Below are 17,849 nucleotides of genomic sequence, written 5' to 3'. Positions count from 1 at the left end.
AGCTCCGGAACCGCTGGGGCCGGATGGGCGTCGTGTGCATGCGGTGACGGGATATGTGCGGTCTGTGTGTTGATGTGTTGACAAGTTTGCGGATTTGGATCGAAGTCGGTCGACAGTCGGGCTAGCGTGGCCAATCGGGACGGTCCGGGACGTCCCGCACGGCTGTCAGCGGCGTCACCGGGGGGAGACGGGCCGAGAGGAAACGGGCGGTGGGAGACTGGACCACGGCCCGCCAGGCGTGCGACGGTGCATGCCCACGGCCCCCTACGCTCCCGTGCGCCCCCACCCCGGGAACTGAGATCCTGACTCGGCGCATCCCACTGGGTAGCCAGAACGGGACTCGGCAGAGGGTGACACGCGCGGGGAACGTACAGCACGAACCGGGGGGAAGAGGGGGGAAGCAATGCCTCGTTGGAAGGACTTGCCGGATGAACTGGATCCGCAGGTCAGAGAGTTCGCCAGCCAGTTGCGCCGACTCGTGGACCGCAGTGGCCTGAGCATCGCAGCGGTGGCCGACCGGACGGGTTACAGCAAGACGTCCTGGGAGCGGTATCTGAACGGGCGGCTGCTCGCGCCGAAGGGCGCGATCGTGGCGCTGGCCGAGGTGACCGGGACCAATCCGGTCCACCTCACGACGATGTGGGAGCTCGCCGAGCGCGCCTGGAGCCGTTCGGAGATGCGGCACGACATGACGATGGAGGCGATCCGGATCTCGCAGGCGCGCGCCGCGCTGGGCGAGTTCGGTGCGCCTCCGGCGAACGCGAAGGGTGCCCGGACGGCCCGCAGGAACGGCAGCGCGACGGCGACGCCGGGCATCGCGGGTCCGGCGGGGGTGGCGCCGACGGTGCCGCCGCGGTCCGCGGACGCCGATGACGTACGGGACTCGGTGGAGGAAGCGGCGGCGTCGGGCCCCAACTCCTGGGGCATGGCGGGGTACCGGGGCCCGTCGCGGACCGGGAGCAACGGCGGCGGTACGGCACCGTCCGCGAGCCCGGCACCGGCTCCGCAGCCGACTCCGTCGTACAGCGAACCGCCGCGTGGGCCGCGGGCCGGGCATGCCGCCGCTCCCTCGGGCGAGAGCCGGGGCAAGCGTCGGCTGACGATGTTCCTGGCGGGCGTCGTGGGCGTGCTGGTGGTGGTCGCCGCCGCGTTCTTCCTGACGGACGGCGGCGGCGCGAAGAACGAGAGCGGTACGAAGTCCCCCTCGCCGACGGTGACCAAGGACGCGGAGCTGCCTCCGGGCGTGGAGTGCAGCGGGGCGTCCTGCACCGGCAAGGACGCGGAGAGCATGGGGTGCAGCGGTGACCTGGTGACGACCGCGAAGACGGCGACCGTGGGCACGACGGTGGTGGAGGTCCGGTACAGCGAGACCTGCAGTGCCGCGTGGGGCCGGATCACCCAGGGGGCCGAGGGCGACCAGGTCCGGGTGAGCGTGGGCAAGTCGGAGCAGACCGGCGCGATCACGGTCACCGGCGACACGATCGCGTACACCCCGATGGTCGCGGTCAAGGACGCGGGCGACGCGACGGCCTGCGTGACCCTCGCGGCGGGTCAGGAGGGCTGCACGAAGTAGCGCGGCGGGCGAGCTGAGCGGGAGGGTGCGTCCCCGCGCGGGGGCCGAGCTGGGGGTGCGTCCGCGCGCGGCGGCCGAGCGGGGGGCGTCCCCCGGTCAGGGGACGTCAGGGGGCGAGGTGCGGCCGCCGGGCCCGGCGGCACCGGGACGGTCGCTGAGGCGGGTAAAGAAATTCGGCGGCGCAGGATTAGCCGCCGTCATCCCGGGCACGCGCACGGTACCCCCACGGGAGTCCGGCAACCCGGCACCCCCACTCGGCGGCCGCCTCGTTCCACCTCTCCCGGACGGGCGGCCGCCCCCTTTGGGGGGTCTGTGGGGTGGGCCACACCGACCCGGACGCCCGGGATCCCGGAGGCGCGATAGCCTGACCGCTGGATCTCTCTTGACGCCAAGAGATCGATCAAACATCCGGGGCAGCGACGCCCCACCGCCAGCTGTCATACGGAGAACGCCATGACCCGCACTCCCGTGAACGTCACCGTCACCGGCGCGGCCGGCCAGATCGGTTACGCCCTGCTCTTCCGCATCGCCTCCGGCCAGCTGCTCGGCGCGGACGTGCCGGTCAAGCTGCGCCTCCTGGAGATCACCCCGGCGCTGAAGGCCGCCGAAGGCACGGCCATGGAGCTGGACGACTGCGCGTTCCCGCTTCTCCAGGGCATCGAGATCAGCGACGACCCGAACGTCGCCTTCGACGGCGCCAACGTCGCCCTCCTCGTCGGCGCCCGCCCCCGCACCAAGGGCATGGAGCGCGGCGACCTGCTGGAGGCCAACGGCGGCATCTTCAAGCCGCAGGGCAAGGCCATCAACGACCACGCCGCGGACGACATCAAGGTCCTCGTCGTCGGCAACCCGGCCAACACCAACGCCCTGATCGCCCAGGCCGCCGCCCCGGACGTACCGGCCGAGCGCTTCACCGCGATGACCCGCCTCGACCACAATCGCGCGCTGACCCAGCTCGCGAAGAAGACCGGTTCCACGGTCGCCGACATCCAGCGGCTCACCATCTGGGGCAACCACTCCGCCACCCAGTACCCGGACATCTTCCACGCCACCATCGCCGGCAAGAACGCCGCCGAGGTCGTGAACGACGAGCAGTGGCTGGCCGACGACTTCATCCCGACCGTCGCCAAGCGTGGCGCCGCCATCATCGAGGCCCGCGGCGCCTCTTCGGCCGCCTCGGCCGCCAACGCCGCCATCGACCACGTTCACACCTGGGTCAACGGCACCGCCGACGGCGACTGGGTCTCCATGGGCATCCCGTCGGACGGCTCCTACGGCGTCCCGGAGGGTCTGATCTCCTCCTTCCCCGTCACCTGCAAGGACGGCAAGTACGAGATCGTCCAGGGCCTGGAGATCAACGAGTTCTCCCGCGCCCGTATCGACGCCTCCGTGGCCGAGCTCGCGGAGGAGCGCGAGGCGGTCCGCGCCCTCGGCCTCATCTGAGCCCCGGCTCGGTCAGTACCCCGCACAGGCCCCGCTCCGGTCTCCGCCGGAACGGGGCCTGTGGTCCGTTCGGTTCACTTCCCCGGGCGGACCGTCACAGCCGCTTCTCGAACCAGTGCCCGGCGTACACGTTGTCGTCGTACCGCGGGATCTCCCGGTACCCGCACGCCCGGTACATCGCCTGCGCCTCCGCGAGCACGACGTGCGTGTCCAGCCGTACGACCGTCAAGTCCCGTGCCGACGCCTCGCGTTCGAGCGCGCTGAGCAGCCGGCGGGCCAGTCCCAGGCGCCGGGCGTCCGGGTGCACCCACACATGGCGGATCTCGCCGACGCCCGGCTCCAGCCGCCGCAGCGCCCCGCAGCCCACCGGCAGGCCCTCCTCGTACGCCACGAAGAACGCCCCGGCGTCCCCGGAGACCTCCTCCGGCCGGACGAGAGCGCCGGGGTCGAAGCCTTCCGGGAAGCGGGCGTCGAGGTCGGTGGCGTAGGCGTCGAGGCACGCGCGTGCGTCCCCGCTCGCGCCGTCGACGTGCCGCACGGTGATGGCGGCGAGGCGCAGCAGGCGGCGGGTGGTGGCCATCGCCTCGGTCAGTTCGGTGCGCTGGCCCTCGGTGAGGCCGCCGAGGAGGTCCGCCACCAGGGCGTTGGCGCGCCGCTGCTGCTCCTTGAGCTCGACGCGTCCGGCGGGCGTCAGCTCCACCATCCGTGACCGGCTGTCCTCGGGATGCACCCTGACCCGGACCACGCCCTGCGCCTCCAGCGCCCGGGTCATCCGGCTCAAGTACCCGGCGTCCAGGCCGAGTCGGCTCCTGAGCTCCCGCAGGGACACCCCGTCACCGATCTCGAACAGCAGCCGGGCCTCGCCGAGAGGGCGGTCCTGGCCGAGGTAGTGGTCGTCGAGGGCGCCGATCCGGCGCGTGAAGTAGCGGTTGAAGCGGCGGAAAGCCGTCACATGCTCCGTCGACACGGGCTCCATATTTCTTTGACTTTAGTCAAAGTTCTCGGGGGAGTCCAGGTTCCAGGAGGACGCGCCGTGTAATTCGCCCTCTTTGCCCGCATCTTCCGTGACGCCGCCCACTTTCGGCCATGGATCGCGCATGCAATCGAGGAGGCCAGGGCAGGTGCTGCCGGTCCCAGAAGGTGACACCCAGGTGACTCAGGGGCACCGAACAGGAACGGAAGGCAATACCGATCATGGCAAGGCAGCACGAACGACGGACGATCCATGTCGGCGGCGAGTGGCGCGAAGCGATCTCCGGCGCCACCCGCGACATCGTCGACCCAGCGGTCGCCCGGCCCTTCGCCGTGGTCGCGGAGGGCGACGAGCAGGACACCGACCTGGCGGTCGCGGCCGCCCGCCGTGCCTTCGACGAGGGCGACTGGCCGCGCACCCCGGCCGCCGAACGCGCCGCCCTGCTGCGCCGCGTCGCCGACCTGCTGGTGCGCGACCGCGAGGAACTCGGCGCGCTGGAGAGCCGGGACGCGGGCAAGACCCTGGAAGAGGGCCGCGTCGACATCGACTGCGTCGCCGATGCCTTCCGCTACTTCGCCGACCTCGTCGCCGCCGAGGCCCCGGGCCGGGTGGTGGACGCGGGCTCACCCGACATCCACAGCGTCGTCGTGCACGAGCCGGTCGGCGTCTGCGCCCTGATCACCCCCTGGAACTACCCGCTCCTCCAGGCCAGTTGGAAGATCGCTCCGGCACTCGCCGCGGGCAACACCTTCGTCGTCAAGCCGAGCGAGATCACCCCGCTGACGACCGTCGCGCTGATCGGCCTGCTGACCGAGGCAGGACTGCCGAGCGGTGTCGCCAACATCGTGACCGGGCCGGGCCATTCGGTCGGCGCCCGGCTCGCCGAGCACCCCGACGTCGACCTCATCTCCTTCACCGGCGGCCTGGTCAGCGGCACCAAGGTGGCGCAGGCCGCCGCACCGGGCGTCAAGAAGGTCGCCCTCGAACTCGGCGGCAAGAACCCCAACGTCGTCTTCGCCGACGCCTGCGCCACCGACGAGAGCTTCGACACCGCCGTCGACCAGGCCCTCAACGCCGCCTTCATCCACAGCGGCCAGGTCTGCTCGGCCGGTGCCCGCCTCATCGTCGAGGAGTCGGTGCGGGACCGCTTCGTCACCGAACTCGCCCGCCGGGCAGGCCGCATCAGGCTCGGCCGCGGCACCGACGAGGGCGTCGAGTGCGGCCCCCTCGTCTCCGAGCAGCAGCGCGCGAAGGTCGAGGCGTACGTCGCCTCCGCGCTGGAGGAGGGCGCCGTCCTGCGCACCGGCGGCAAGCGCCCGGAAGGGCTCGGCGCCGGCTACTTCTACGAGCCGACCGTCCTCGACGCCTGCCACCGCGAGATGAAGGTCGTCCGCGAAGAGGTCTTCGGCCCGGTCCTCACCGTCGAGACCTTCCGCACCGAGGACGAGGCCGTCGCCCTCGCCAACGACACCGAGTACGGCCTCGCGGGCGCCGTCTGGACCGCCGACGCCGGCCGCGCCCGCCGGGTCGCCGGCCGGCTGCGCCACGGCACCGTCTGGATCAACGACTTCCACCCCTACCTCCCGCAGGCGGAGTGGGGCGGCTTCGGCAAGAGCGGCGTCGGCCGCGAGCTGGGCCCCGCCGGCCTCGCCGAGTACCGCGAGAGCAAGCACGTCTACCAGAACCTCGCCCCGAAGCCCGTCCGCTGGTTCGCCGGCTGACCCCCTCCGCCTCGCACCTCCTGGAGCACCCCCATGCCCCCTCTGTCCGCGAACACCCATGTCTACGACTACGTCGTCATCGGCGGCGGCACCGCAGGCTCCGTCATCGCCTCCCGGCTGACCGAGAACCCCGATGTCACCGTCGCCGTCATCGAGGGCGGCCCCAGCGACGTCGGCCGGGACGACGTGCTGACCCTGCGCCGCTGGATGGGCCTGCTCGGCGGCGACCTCGACTACGACTACCCCACCACCGAGCAGCCACGCGGCAACTCCCACATCCGGCACAGCCGCGCCCGCGTGCTCGGCGGATGTTCGTCGCACAACACCCTGATCGCCTTCAAGCCCCTGCCCTCCGACTGGGACGAGTGGGAGGCGGCCGGCGCCGAGGGCTGGGGCGCGGTGCCGATGGAGGCGTACTGGGCGCGGCTGCTGAACAACATCGTCCCGGTCGACGAGAAGGACCGGAACGCCATCGCCCGCGACTTCGTCGACGCGGCGCAGAAGGCGCTCGGCGTCCCGCGCGTGGAGGGCTTCAACGACAAGCCGTTCACCGAGGGCGCCGGCTTCTTCGACCTCGCCTACCACCCGGAGAACAACAAGCGGTCGTCCGCCTCGGTGGCGTATCTGCACCCGGTGATGGACGAGCGCCCCAACCTGACGATCCTGCTGGAGACCTGGGCCTACCGGCTGGAGCTGGACGGCACCCGCGCACAAGGCGTGCACGTACGCGCCAAGGACGGCGAGGAGTTCCTCGTCCGCGCCCGCAACGAGGTGCTGCTGTGCGCCGGTGCCGTCGACTCGCCGCGGCTACTGCTGCACTCGGGCATCGGGCGCCGCGCGGACCTGGAGGCGCTCGGCATACCCGTGGCGCTCGACCTGCCCGGCGTCGGCGAGAACCTGCTCGACCACCCCGAGTCGGTGATCGTCTGGGAGACCGACGGCCCCATCCCGGAGAACTCCGCGATGGACTCCGACGCGGGCCTGTTCGTGCGCCGCGACCCCGAACACGCGGGCCCCGACCTGATGTTCCACTTCTACCAGATCCCCTTCACGGACAACCCCGAGCGCCTGGGCTACCAACGTCCGGAGTTCGGCGTCTCGATGACCCCCAACATCCCCAAGCCGAAGAGCCGTGGCCGGCTGTACCTGACCAGCCCGGACCCCTCGGTCAAGCCCGCGCTGGACTTCCGCTACTTCACCGACGAGGACGACTACGACGCGCGGACCCTGGTCGACGGCATCCGCATCGCCCGCGAGATCGCCAGGACCGAGCCGCTGGCCGGCTGGCTCAAGCGCGAGGTCTGCCCGGGCCCGGAGATCGTCGGTGACGCGGAGCTCAGCGAGTACGCCCGCAAGGCCGCGCACACCGTCTACCACCCGGCCGGCACCTGCCGGATGGGCGCGGCCGACGACGAACTCGCCGTGGTGGACCCCGAGCTGCGCATCCGCGGCCTGGAGAACATCCGCATCGCCGACGCCTCCGTCTTCCCGACCATGCCCGCCGTGAACCCGATGATCGGCGTACTGATGGTCGGGGAACGCGCGGTGGACCTGATCGGCGGCGATGCCCGATGAGCGGCACTCCGGTCTTCTCCGTGCAGGGCCTGTGGAAGGTCTTCGGCCGCAAGGCCGACCGCGTCCCCGCCGACCCCGGACTCGCCGCGCTCGCCCCCGCCGAGCTGCGCGCCCGCACCGGCTGCACGGCGGCGGTGCGGGACGTCTCCTTCGACGTCCGCAAGGGCGAGGTCTTCGTGGTGATGGGCCTGTCCGGCTCGGGCAAGTCCACGCTCGTGCGCTGTCTGACCCGCTTGATCGAGCCGACCTCCGGCACGATCGCCATCGACGGCGAGGACGTCCGCGCCATGGACACCGCCCGGCTGCGCCGGCTGCGCCGCCACCGCGCGGCGATGGTCTTCCAGCACTTCGGCCTGCTGCCCCACCGCACGGTCCTCGACAACGTCGCCTACGGCCTGCAGATCCAGGGCGTCGGCAGGTCCGAACGCCGCGCACGCGCCGCCGAGGTCGTGGCCAAGGTCGGCCTGGCCGGTCTGGAACAGCGCAGACCCAGCCAGCTCTCGGGCGGCCAGCGCCAGCGCGTGGGCCTGGCCCGCGCCCTCGCGGTGGACCCCGAAGTGCTGCTGTTCGACGAGCCCTTCAGCGCCCTCGACCCCCTGATCCGCCGGGACATGCAGGAGGAGGTCGTCCGGCTGCACCGCGAAGAGGGCCGCACCATGGTCTTCATCACGCACGACCTGAACGAGGCCCTCAAACTGGGCGACCGCATCGCCCTGATGCGCGACGGCAAGGTGGTCCAACTGGGCACCCCGGAACAGATCGTGGGCTCCCCGGCCGACGACTACGTCCGGGAGTTCGTCCGGGACGTACCGCGCGAGCAGGTCATGACGGTGCGTACGGCGATGCGGCCCGCGTCCGCGGAGGAGGCCGGCAACGGCCCGGCGCTCGCCCCGGACGCCACGGTGTCCGAGGCCATCGAGGCGGTCGCCCGTACGGGCAGCCCCGCCCGGATCGTGGACCGCGGCCGCTGCCTCGGCGTGGTGGACGCCGCCGCCCTGCTGGGCGTCGTGGCCGGCGGATCCGCCGTCGGCACGGGTGGCCGTGCCGCCGGGCCGACGCCCGTCGATCCCACCCCGGAGCCGGTCTGATGGCGACGATCACCGCACCGGCGCCCCGCACCCTGCCGCGCGTCCTGAGAAACCGAGCCGCGGCCAAGCTCACCCTGCTCGCCCTGGCCGCCGCGATCCTCGTCCCGCTGGCCCACGCCCGCTGGGCGAGCGGCAGCTGGCCGGACGCCCTCACCGTCGACCTCACCGGCCCGCTGACCCTGACCAGCGACTGGATCATCGACAACCGGGACAGCCACCCCCTGTTCCTCCACTTCCTGGGCCACGTCAGCAACACCGTCGTCCTCGGCGTACGCGCCGTGTACCTGGTGCTGCTCGCCGCGGGCTGGGCCGGCGTCACCGCGGTCGGCGCGCTTGTCGCCTGGCGCGTCGCAGGCGCCGGGCTCGCCCTGGGCACCGCCGCCGCCTTTCTGGCCTGCGGCGCCCTCGGCATGTGGGTGCCGACCATGCAGACCCTCGCCCTGATGACGGTCGCCGTGCTGGCGTCCCTCGCCGTCGGCGCCCTCCTCGGGCTCGCCGCGGGCCTCTCGGACCGGATGGACCGCGCCCTGCGCCCGGTCCTGGACACCATGCAGGTCCTCCCCGCCTTCGCCTACCTCCTCCCGGTCGTCCTGGTCTTCGGCATCGGTGTCCCCGCGGCCGTCCTCGCCACCGTCGTCTACGCCGCCCCGCCCATGGCCCGCCTCACCGCGCTCGGCCTGCGCGGCGCCGACCAGGAGGTGCTGGAGGCCGTCGACTCCCTCGGCGCCACCGCCCGCCAGCGGCTGCTGACCGCCCGAATCCCGCTGGCCCGCAAGGAACTCCTCCTCGGCGTCAACCAGTCGATCATGATGGCGCTGTCCATGGCCGTCATCGCGTCGGTCATCGGCGCCGGCGGCCTCGGTGACCGCGTCTACCAGGCGCTGGCCTCGGTCGACGTGGGCGCCGCCCTGGCGGCCGGCATCCCGATCGTGCTGCTGGCGGTCGTCCTGGACCGCGTCACCGCCGCGGCCGCCGACGGCACCGAACGGACGGGCCGCGCGGCATGGGCGTACGCCCTCGGCGCCGCCCTGGCCGCCGCCGTCGCCGGACGTCTCGTGGGCCGCCTCGACTGGCCCGACGCCTGGGTGCTGAACATCGCCGCCCCGGTCAACCGGGCCGTCGACTGGATGACCGCCCACCTCTACTCGGGCGTCCCGGTCGTCGGCGGCACCGCGGAGTGGGCGGGCCACTTCACGACCTGGGTCCTGGACCCCGTACGCGACGGCCTGCAGTGGCTGCCCTGGTGGGCCGTCCTGCTCGTCGTCGCCGCCCTCGCCTGGCTGATCGGCACCTGGCGCACCGCGCTCACCGCGACCCTCGCCATGGCCGCGATCGGCGTGCTCGGAGCCTGGGAACCGTCCCTGGACACCCTGTCCCAGGTGCTCGCCGCCGTCGCCGTCACCCTCGTCCTGGGCGTCGCGACCGGCATCGCCGCGGCCCGCAACGACCGGGTGGACCGCGCTCTGCGCCCCGTCCTGGACGTCTTCCAGACGATGCCGCAGTTCGTGTACCTGATCCCGGTCGTCGCCCTGTTCGGCGTCGGCCGCGCCCCCGCGGTGGCGGCGGCCGTCGTCTACGCCCTGCCCGCCGTCGTCCGGATCACCGCCCAGGGCCTGCGCCGGATCGACCCCGCCGCCCTGGAGTCGGCCCGCTCGCTCGGCGCGACCCCGGCCCAGCAGCTGTGGCAGGTGCAGCTCCCGCTCGCCCGCCGCTCCTTGCTGCTCGCCGTCAACCAGGGCGTGGTCCTGGTCCTCGCCGTCGTCATCATCGGCGGCCTGGTCGGCGGCGGCGCGCTCGGCTACGACGTCGTCTTCGGCCTCGCCCAGGGCGACCTCGCCACCGGCCTGGTGGCCGGCGTCGCGATCGTCTGCCTCGGTCTGATGCTCGACCGGGTGACCCAGCCGACGGAACGCCGCACGAAGAAGGGAGCGTGACATGCGCGTCCGTGTCACCACGACCGCGGCGGTGGGTGCGCTGCTGCTGCTCACCGGCTGCGGCGCCGCCGACATGACCCGGCAGGCCTCGCCGTTCGCCAACGCCCAGGGCGCGAAGACGGTCACCCTGTCCGTCCAGTCCTGGGTCGGCGCCCAGGCCAACGTGGCCGTCGCCCAGTACCTGCTGGAACACGAACTCGGCTACCGCGTCGACACCGTCCAGGTCGACGAGGTCCCCGCCTGGGACGCGCTCAGCCAGGGCCGGGTCGACGCGATCATGGAGGACTGGGGCCACCCCGACCAGGAACAGCGGTACGTCGAGGACAAGAAGACGATCGTGAACGGCGGCGGCCTCGGCGTCACCGGCCACATCGGCTGGTACGTCCCCACGTACTTCGCGAAGCAGCACCCCGACGTCACCGACTGGAAGAACCTCAACCGGTACGCCGACCGGCTCCGCACCCCGGAGAGCGGCGGCAAGGGCCAGCTGTTGGACGGCTCGCCCTCCTACGTCACCCACGACAAGGCACTGGTGAAGAACCTCGACCTGGACTACCAGGTGGTCTTCGCCGGTTCCGAGGCCGCCCAGATCACCCAGATCAAGCAGTTCGCCAAGGAGAGGAAGCCCTTCCTGACCTACTGGTACGCCCCCCAGTGGCTGTTCGGGAAGGTCCCCATGACCGAGGTGAAGCTGCCGGCGTACCAGGAGGGCTGCGACGCGGATCCGGAGAAGGTCGCCTGCGCCTATCCGCACACCCCGCTGCAGAAGTACCTCAACGCCGACTTCGCGCAGGACGGCGGGAAGGCCGCGGCCTTCCTGAAGAAGTTCCGCTGGACGACCGAGGACCAGAACGAGGTCTCCCTGATGATCGCCGAACAGAAGCTCACCCCCGAGGAGGCGGCGAGGAAGTGGGCGGACAGCCACGAGTCCACCTGGCGTCCGTGGCTGTCCTGACGGTCACGGCCCGGACGTGATCCGGGCGCGGCACACCCCGGCGGTCAGTGCCGGCCCGGCTGGTAGTGCCCCGGCGTCACCCGGCAGGTCACGCCGAACCGGTTCCAGGCGTTGATCACCGCGATCGAGGCGATCAACTGGGCCAGTTCCGGCTCCTCGAAGTGGGCGGCGGCCTTCGCGTACACCTCGTCGGGCACGAAACCCTCGGTGAGCACGGTGACCGCCTCGGTCAGCGCGAGCGCCGCGAGCTCCTTCTCGGTGTAGAAGTGCGCCGACTCCTCCCAGGCGGAGAGCTGGATGATCCGCTCCACGCTCTCCCCGGCCGCCAGGGCGTCCTTGGAGTGCATGTCCACGCACATGGCGCAGTGGTTGAGCTGCGAGGCGCGGACCTTCACCAGCTCCAGCAGCTTCGGGTCCAGACCCCGCCGGGCCGCCGCGTCGAGCCGGACCATCGCCTTGTAGACCTCGGGCGCGTGGTCGGCCCAGCGCAGCCGAGGGGGGTGCTCGGGCGCGTACTCGACGGTGGCTTCGGCAGGGGCGGTGTGATCACTGGTCATCGTCATGCCTCGACCCTACGAAGCGAAAGGCCCAGGAGTATGGTCCATTTCCATGGCAGACGCATGGGCCACTTCTCGGGCCCTGGGGATCGACCTCCACCTGGACCCGGCCACCGGACCCGGTCTGCGCCGGGGCCTCACCGACGCCCTGCGCGAGGCCGTCCGCACGGGCCGGCTGGCGCCCGGCACCCGGCTGCCCTCCTCCCGCTCCCTCTCCGCCGACCTCGGCATCGCCCGCAACACGGTCGCCGACGCCTACACCGACCTCGTCGCCGAGGGCTGGCTCACCGCCCGCCAGGGCTCGGGCACCCGGGTCGCCGAGGGCCGCTCCACACCCCCCACGGCCACCGCTCCGACCCGCCGAGCCCGCCCCCGCCCCACCCACGACCTGACCGCCGGCACCCCCGACCTCGCCGCCTTCCCCCGCGCCGAATGGCTCAAGGCGGCCCGCCGAGCCCTCAACACCGCCCCCTACGACGTCCTCGGCTACGGCGACCCCCGCGGCCGCATCGAACTGCGCACCGCCCTCGCGACCTACCTCTCCCGCGCCCGCGGCGTCCGCGCCCACCCCGAACGCATCGTCATCTGCTCCGGCTTCCCCCAGGGCCTGCACCTGCTCGGCTCGGTCCTGCGGGCCCGCGGAGCCCGGACGATCGCCGTCGAGTCGTACGGACTCCCCGAACACCGCGCCGTCCTGGCTGGCACCGGCCTCGCCACCACCCCCTTGCCCTTCGACGAACTCGGCACCGACCCAGCCGACTTGACCGACGAGGGTGCCGTACTGCTCACCCCCGCCCACCAGTTCCCGATGGGCGCCGACCTGCACCGCTCCCGGCGGGCGGCCGTCGTGGACTGGGCCCGCCGCACCGGCGGCCTGATCCTGGAGGACGACTACGACGGCGAGTTCCGCTACGACCGCCAGCCCGTCGGCGCACTCCAGGGCCTGGACCCCGACCACGTCGTCTACCTGGGAACCGCCAGCAAGTCCCTCGCCCCCGGCCTGCGCCTGGCCTGGCTGGTCCTGCCGCCCGCCCTGGTGGAACCGGTGACCCGGGCCAAGGGCGACGTGGACAGCTGCGGGGTGCTCGACCAGCTGACCCTGGCCGAGTTCATCGCCCACGGTGCCCATGACCGCCATGTCCGCGCCTCCCGGCTGCGCTACCGCCGACGCCGGGACGCCCTGGTCACCGCCCTCACCGAGCGCGCCCCGACGGTCCGGGCCACCGGGATCGCGGCCGGCCTGCACGCCGTGCTGTGCCTGCCGCCCGGCACCGAGGCATCGGTCCTCCAGGCGGCCCGCTGGCAGGGCCTGTCCCTGTTCGGCCTGGCCCACTTCCGCCATGACAAGGCCATCGCCGAACCCCTCGACGCCCTGGTCGTCGGCTACGGAACCCCGCCCAACCATGCCTGGGCGGGGGCCCTCGAAGCCCTTTGCCGGGTGCTGCCGTAGGGTAATCGTCCAGCCGAAGGACACGGGGAGAGACGGGACATGGCTCGCACGAAGCGCCGACTGCGCTCCAGCACGGTGGTGTTGGGCGGTATGGGAGTCGTCGCGGCGGCACTGACCTCCTGCGGCTCCGAGCCCGACCGCCGCTGCGTCGACCGGGACAGCTACACCTGGGACGGCTACAAGGTCATCGCCGACAAGAACTGCACGTCGGGCGCCTCGGGTTCCTCCGGCTCCTCGTACGGCAAGGGCGGCAAGAGCGGCAAGAGTGGCAAGAAGAAGGGCGGCGGCGCCGACGCCGCCTGGTACTACGACGCCGAAGTCGACGGCGGCTACGCCGACTACGGCACCTTCAGCCGCAGCGACGCCGTCGACCGCGGCGGCTTCGGGTGCTCGGGCTCCGGCAGCGGCGGCGGCTGACCCGGACCGTCCGGACGTCCACCATGGAACGCCGCACCATAGAACCCCGCCCCGGCTGGCAGCGGACCGTCGAGGAACAGGGCCTGATCTACCCGCTCACCCGCTACCCCGACAACTCCCTGCGCCCGTACTGGGACGAGAGCGCCTACTACGTCTTCTCCCTGGATGAGGTCGAGGCGCTGGAGGAGGTCGTCGAGGAACTCCACCGCATGTGCCTGCGGGCGGCGGAGCACATCGTCACCTCCGGGCGCCTCACCGACCTCGGCATCACCGACCCGCGCGTGGCGGAAGCGGTCACCGAGGCCTGGCACCGCCGCGCCGAACTCCCGTCCCTCTACGGCCGCTTCGACCTGCGCTACGACGGCCGCGGCCCGGCGAAGCTCCTGGAGTACAACGCCGACACCCCCACCTCCCTGGTCGAGGCCGCCTCCCCGCAGTGGTTCTGGATGGAGGAGCGCTTCCCGGGCGCCGACCAGTGGAACTCGCTGCACGAACGCCTGGTCGCCGCCTGGAGGAAACAAGCCCCCCTCCTCCCGCCCGGCAGCCCGCTGTACTTCGCGCACTCCGCCGCCGACGAGCTCGGCGAGGACCTGATGACGGTCGCCTACCTCAAGGAGACCGCCGAGCAGGCCGGCCTCGACACTGACTGGATCTCCATGGAGGAGATCGGCTGGGACCGTCTCTCCGGCCGCTTCGTCGACAACCGGCTCCGCTTCATCCGCAGCTGCTTCAAGCTCTACCCCTGGGAGTGGCTCACCACCGACCGCTTCGCCGGCCACGTCCTGGACACCCTCGACAACGGCGGCGGCACCGGATCCACCCTCTGGATCGAACCCGCCTGGAAGATGCTCCTGTCCAACAAGGCCCTGCTGGCGATGCTCTGGGAGCTCCACCCCGGCCACCCCAACCTGCTCCCCGCCCACCTCGACGGCCCCCGCGACCTCGCCCGCACCACCGGCTACGTCGCCAAGCCCCTGCTGGGCCGCGAAGGCGCGGGCGTCACCGTCCACCAACCGGGGACCGACCCCGTCCCGCGCGACGAGCCCTGCTGCTACCAGGAGCTGGCACCCCTGCCCGACTTCGACGGCAACCGGGTCGTCCTCGGCGCCTGGGTCGTCGAGGACGAAGCGGCGGGCCTGGGCATCCGCGAATCGGCGGGACTGATCACCGACGAGTACGCCCGCTTCCTGCCGCATGTGATCCTCTAGACCCCCAGCACCGTCCGCAGCTGGGCGAGCCCCCAGTCCAGATCCTCCTTGCCGATCACCAGCGGCGGGGCGATCCTCAGCGTCGCGCCATGGGTGTCCTTCACCAGCACACCCCGCTCCATCAGCTTCTCCGACACCTCCCGGCCCGTCCCGTACGCCGGGGCGATGTCCACCCCCGCCCACAGCCCGCGCCCCCGCACCTGTGTCACCCGCCCCATGTCCACCAGGGCGGCCAGCTCCCGGTGCAGATGCGTGCCGAGCTCCGCCGACCGCGCCTGGTACTCGCCCGACCGCACCATCGCGATCACCTCCAGCGCCACCGCACAGGCCAGCGGATTCCCCCCGAACGTCGACCCGTGCTCCCCGGGCCGGAACACCCCCAGCACCTCGGCCGACGACACCACCGCCGACACCGGCACCACGCCACCGCCGAGCGCCTTGCCCAGCACATACATGTCCGGCACCACCCCCTCGTGCTCACACGCGAAGGTCCGCCCCGTCCGCCCGAGCCCCGACTGGATCTCATCGGCCACGAACAGCACGTTCCGCTCCCGGGCCAGCTCCCGCACCGCCGGCAGATAACCGGACGGCGGCACGATCACCCCCGACTCGCCCTGGATCGGCTCCAGCAGCACCGCGACCGTGTTCTCCGTCATCGCCGCCCGCATCGCCGTCAGATCCCCGTACGGCACGATCTCGAACCCGGGCGTGTACGGCCCGAAGTCGGCGCGCGCCTCCCGGTCGGTGGAGAAGCTGATGACCGTCGTCGTACGGCCGTGGAAGTTGCCGCCCGCGACCACGATCTTCGCCATCTCCGCGGGCACGCCCTTGACCCGGTACCCCCACTTCCGGGCCGTCTTCACCGCGGTCTCCACCGCCTCCGCCCCGGTGTTCATCGGCAGCACCATCTCCATGCCGCACAGCCGCGCGAGCTCCTCGCAGAACGCGGCGTACCGGTCGTGATGGAACGCCCGCGACGTCAGCGTCACCCGCTCCAGCTGCGCCTTGGCCGCCTCGATGATCCGCCGGTTGCGATGACCGAAGTTGAGCGCCGAGTAACCGGCCAGCAGATCCAGATACCGCCGCCCCTCCACATCCGTCATCCACGCCCCCTCGGCCGAGGCGACGACGACCGGCAGCGGCGCGTAGTTGTGCGCGCCGTGCGCCTCGGCCGCGGCGATGAGGGTTTCCGTAGTGGTCACGGGACCTCCAGAAGACTCCGGGAGACGAGCGGAGTCCCCTTCCTATCCTCGCTCGGATGGTGGACGCGGGACCTTCACCCGACGGCGCGCCCGGTAGGCTGACGGCGGGCCGTGACTGGCGCGCTGGGATGGGACCGACCATCGGGGAGCGGCCCGGTCGTGACTGTGTGCCGTGCGCCTGGGCCGAACCGTGAACGCTGAAACCACGCCGTCCGGAGGCCGACTTGCCCGAGCAGCCCCTTTCCCACGAATCCACCGCCTTCCGCGCCGCCCTCGACGTCATCCGCGCCGTGGAACCGCGGGTCGCCGACGCCATCGGCCAGGAGGTCCACGACCAGCGCGAGATGCTCAAGCTGATCGCCTCCGAGAACTACGCCTCCCCGGCCACCCTGCTGGCGATGGGCAACTGGTTCAGCGACAAGTACGCCGAGGGCACCGTCGGCCGCCGCTTCTACGCCGGCTGCCGCAACGTCGACACCGTCGAGTCGCTCGCCGCCGAACACGCCAGGGAACTCTTCGGCGCCCGCCACGCCTACGTCCAGCCGCACTCCGGCATCGACGCCAACCTCGTCGCCTTCTGGTCGGTCCTCGCCGCCCGTGTCGAGGCCCCCGCCCTGGAGAAGGCCGGCGTCCGCCAGGTCAACGAGCTCTCCGATGCCGACTGGGCCGAACTGCGCCAGGCCTTCGGCAACCAGCGGATGCTCGGCATGTCCCTGGACGCCGGCGGCCATCTCACCCACGGCTTCCGCCCGAACATCTCCGGCAAGATGTTCGACCAGCGCTCCTACGGCACCGACCCCGCCACCGGCCTCATCGACTACGAGGCCCTGCGCACCTCCGCCCGCGACTTCAAGCCGCTGATCATCGTCGCCGGCTACTCCGCCTACCCCCGTCTGGTGAACTTCCGGATCATGCGTGAGATCGCCGACGAGGTCGGCGCGACCCTGATGGTCGACATGGCCCACTTCGCGGGACTGGTCGCCGGCAAGGTCCTCACCGGCGACTTCGACCCGGTCCCGCACGCCCAGATCGTCACCACGACCACCCACAAGTCGCTGCGCGGCCCGCGCGGCGGCATGGTCCTGTGCGACGACTCCCTCAAGGACCAGGTCGACCGCGGCTGCCCGATGGTCCTCGGCGGCCCGCTCCCGCACGTCATGGCCGCCAAGGCCGTCGCCCTCGCCGAGGCCCGGCAGCCCTCCTTCCAGGACTACGCCCAGCGCATCGTCGACAACTCCCGCGCCCTCGCCGAGGGCCTGATGCGCCGGGGCGCGACCCTGGTCACGGGCGGCACGGACAACCACCTGAACCTGATCGACGTGGCCACCTCCTACGGCCTCACCGGCCGCCAGGCCGAGGCCGCGCTGCTGGAGTCCGGCATCGTCACCAACCGCAACGCCATCCCGGCCGACCCCAACGGCGCCTGGTACACCTCCGGCGTCCGCATCGGCACCCCCGCCCTGACCACCCGTGGTCTGGGCACCGCCGAGATGGACGAGGTCGCCGGTCTCATCGACCGCGTCCTGACCACCGCGGAGCCCGGCACCACCAAGTCGGGCGCCCCCTCCAAGGCCGCCCACGTCCTCGACCCAAAGATCGCGGACGAGATCTCCCGCCGGGCGACCGACCTGGTGGCCGGTTTCCCGCTGTACCCGGAGATCGACCTCGGCTGACCGGCACTCCCTGTTGAGTTGTCAAGGAACGGTGACGCGCACGGGTCGGTGACACTCACGGATCGGTGACGCGCACGGAT

General features: G+C 72.1%; 14 protein-coding genes and 1 riboswitch. Of the genes, 11 read left to right on the top strand and 3 right to left on the bottom strand.

Going from position 1 to position 17,849, the window contains the following annotated elements; translation table 11 throughout:
• The first annotated feature begins 403 nt into the window (after positions 1 to 403).
• Both ACFYW5_RS03915 and ACFYW5_RS03910 read left to right on the top strand, forming a co-directional pair.
• Positions 404 to 1,573 carry a DUF2690 domain-containing protein gene (locus ACFYW5_RS03915; RefSeq protein WP_389415333.1) on the top strand — a complete coding sequence of 390 codons (1,170 nt, stop codon included), beginning with the start codon at positions 404 to 406 and terminating at the stop codon, positions 1,571 to 1,573.
• A 453-nt stretch (positions 1,574 to 2,026) separates the two neighbouring features.
• Positions 2,027 to 3,016, top strand: coding sequence for a malate dehydrogenase (locus ACFYW5_RS03910; protein WP_389415332.1), 990 nt, complete (start codon positions 2,027 to 2,029; stop codon positions 3,014 to 3,016).
• A gap of 94 nt (positions 3,017 to 3,110) precedes the next feature.
• Here the strand turns inward: ACFYW5_RS03910 and ACFYW5_RS03905 are convergent, their stop codons facing one another.
• On the bottom strand, positions 3,111 to 3,992 hold the full coding sequence (locus ACFYW5_RS03905; protein ID WP_389415331.1) for a GNAT family N-acetyltransferase: 882 nt from the start codon (positions 3,990 to 3,992) through the stop codon (positions 3,111 to 3,113).
• A gap of 218 nt (positions 3,993 to 4,210) precedes the next feature.
• Here ACFYW5_RS03905 and ACFYW5_RS03900 point away from each other — a divergent pair, with 218 nt between their 5' ends.
• The 5 genes from ACFYW5_RS03900 to ACFYW5_RS03880 are packed head-to-tail and all read left to right on the top strand — an operon-like array spanning position 4,211 to position 11,262.
• Positions 4,211 to 5,710, top strand: a complete 1,500-nt coding sequence (locus ACFYW5_RS03900; protein ID WP_389415330.1) for an aldehyde dehydrogenase family protein — start codon at positions 4,211 to 4,213, stop codon at positions 5,708 to 5,710.
• Between the two features lie 33 nt (positions 5,711 to 5,743).
• A complete protein-coding gene (locus ACFYW5_RS03895; RefSeq protein WP_389415329.1) occupies positions 5,744 to 7,285 on the top strand; it encodes a GMC family oxidoreductase in 1,542 nt (513 codons plus the stop codon).
• Positions 7,282 to 8,373 carry a glycine betaine/L-proline ABC transporter ATP-binding protein gene (locus ACFYW5_RS03890; RefSeq protein WP_389415328.1) on the top strand — a complete coding sequence of 364 codons (1,092 nt, stop codon included), beginning with the start codon at positions 7,282 to 7,284 and terminating at the stop codon, positions 8,371 to 8,373. Before ACFYW5_RS03895 ends, ACFYW5_RS03890 begins: the two co-directional genes overlap by 4 nt.
• The gene (locus ACFYW5_RS03885) at positions 8,373 to 10,307 is read left to right on the top strand and encodes an ABC transporter permease (protein WP_389415327.1); all 1,935 of its coding nucleotides are present in this window, start codon (positions 8,373 to 8,375) and stop codon (positions 10,305 to 10,307) included. The genes ACFYW5_RS03890 and ACFYW5_RS03885 overlap by 1 nt, the downstream gene beginning before the upstream one ends.
• Before the next feature lies 1 nt (position 10,308).
• Positions 10,309 to 11,262 carry an ABC transporter substrate-binding protein gene (locus ACFYW5_RS03880; RefSeq protein ID WP_389415326.1) on the top strand — a complete coding sequence of 318 codons (954 nt, stop codon included), beginning with the start codon at positions 10,309 to 10,311 and terminating at the stop codon, positions 11,260 to 11,262.
• A 44-nt stretch (positions 11,263 to 11,306) separates the two neighbouring features.
• Here ACFYW5_RS03880 and ACFYW5_RS03875 read toward each other — a convergent pair whose 3' ends face one another.
• A complete protein-coding gene (locus ACFYW5_RS03875; protein WP_389415634.1) occupies positions 11,307 to 11,819 on the bottom strand; it encodes a carboxymuconolactone decarboxylase family protein in 513 nt (170 codons plus the stop codon).
• Positions 11,820 to 11,871: 52 nt separating this feature from the next.
• Here ACFYW5_RS03875 and ACFYW5_RS03870 point away from each other — a divergent pair, with 52 nt between their 5' ends.
• The 3 genes from ACFYW5_RS03870 to ACFYW5_RS03860 are packed head-to-tail and all read left to right on the top strand — an operon-like array spanning position 11,872 to position 14,894.
• Complete coding sequence (locus ACFYW5_RS03870) at positions 11,872 to 13,269, top strand: PLP-dependent aminotransferase family protein (RefSeq protein ID WP_389415325.1); 1,398 nt, start codon at positions 11,872 to 11,874, stop codon at positions 13,267 to 13,269.
• A 39-nt stretch (positions 13,270 to 13,308) separates the two neighbouring features.
• The gene (locus ACFYW5_RS03865; protein WP_389415324.1) at positions 13,309 to 13,686 is read left to right on the top strand and encodes a hypothetical protein; all 378 of its coding nucleotides are present in this window, start codon (positions 13,309 to 13,311) and stop codon (positions 13,684 to 13,686) included.
• A 23-nt stretch (positions 13,687 to 13,709) separates the two neighbouring features.
• A complete protein-coding gene (locus ACFYW5_RS03860) occupies positions 13,710 to 14,894 on the top strand; it encodes a glutathionylspermidine synthase family protein (RefSeq protein ID WP_389415323.1) in 1,185 nt (394 codons plus the stop codon).
• Here ACFYW5_RS03860 and rocD read toward each other — a convergent pair.
• Complete coding sequence (rocD, locus tag ACFYW5_RS03855; RefSeq protein WP_389415322.1) at positions 14,891 to 16,096, bottom strand: ornithine--oxo-acid transaminase; 1,206 nt, start codon at positions 16,094 to 16,096, stop codon at positions 14,891 to 14,893. The two genes, ACFYW5_RS03860 and rocD, sit on opposite strands and share 4 nt — an antisense overlap.
• A gap of 101 nt (positions 16,097 to 16,197) precedes the next feature.
• Positions 16,198 to 16,287: riboswitch (ZMP/ZTP riboswitch) on the top strand.
• 33 nt (positions 16,288 to 16,320) lie between these two features.
• Between rocD and ACFYW5_RS03850 the strand changes: the two genes are divergently transcribed.
• Entirely contained in the window at positions 16,321 to 17,769 is a 1,449-nt protein-coding gene (locus tag ACFYW5_RS03850) for a glycine hydroxymethyltransferase (protein WP_389415321.1), read from the top strand.
• Positions 17,770 to 17,849 lie beyond the last annotated feature (80 nt).

It is taken from the genome of Streptomyces sp. NPDC002779 (assembly GCF_042888685.1).
In the GTDB taxonomy this organism is placed as follows: domain Bacteria; phylum Actinomycetota; class Actinomycetes; order Streptomycetales; family Streptomycetaceae; genus Streptomyces.
The sequence above is the reverse complement of the archived record's forward strand: the minus strand, read 5'-3'. Positions and strand labels throughout refer to the sequence as shown.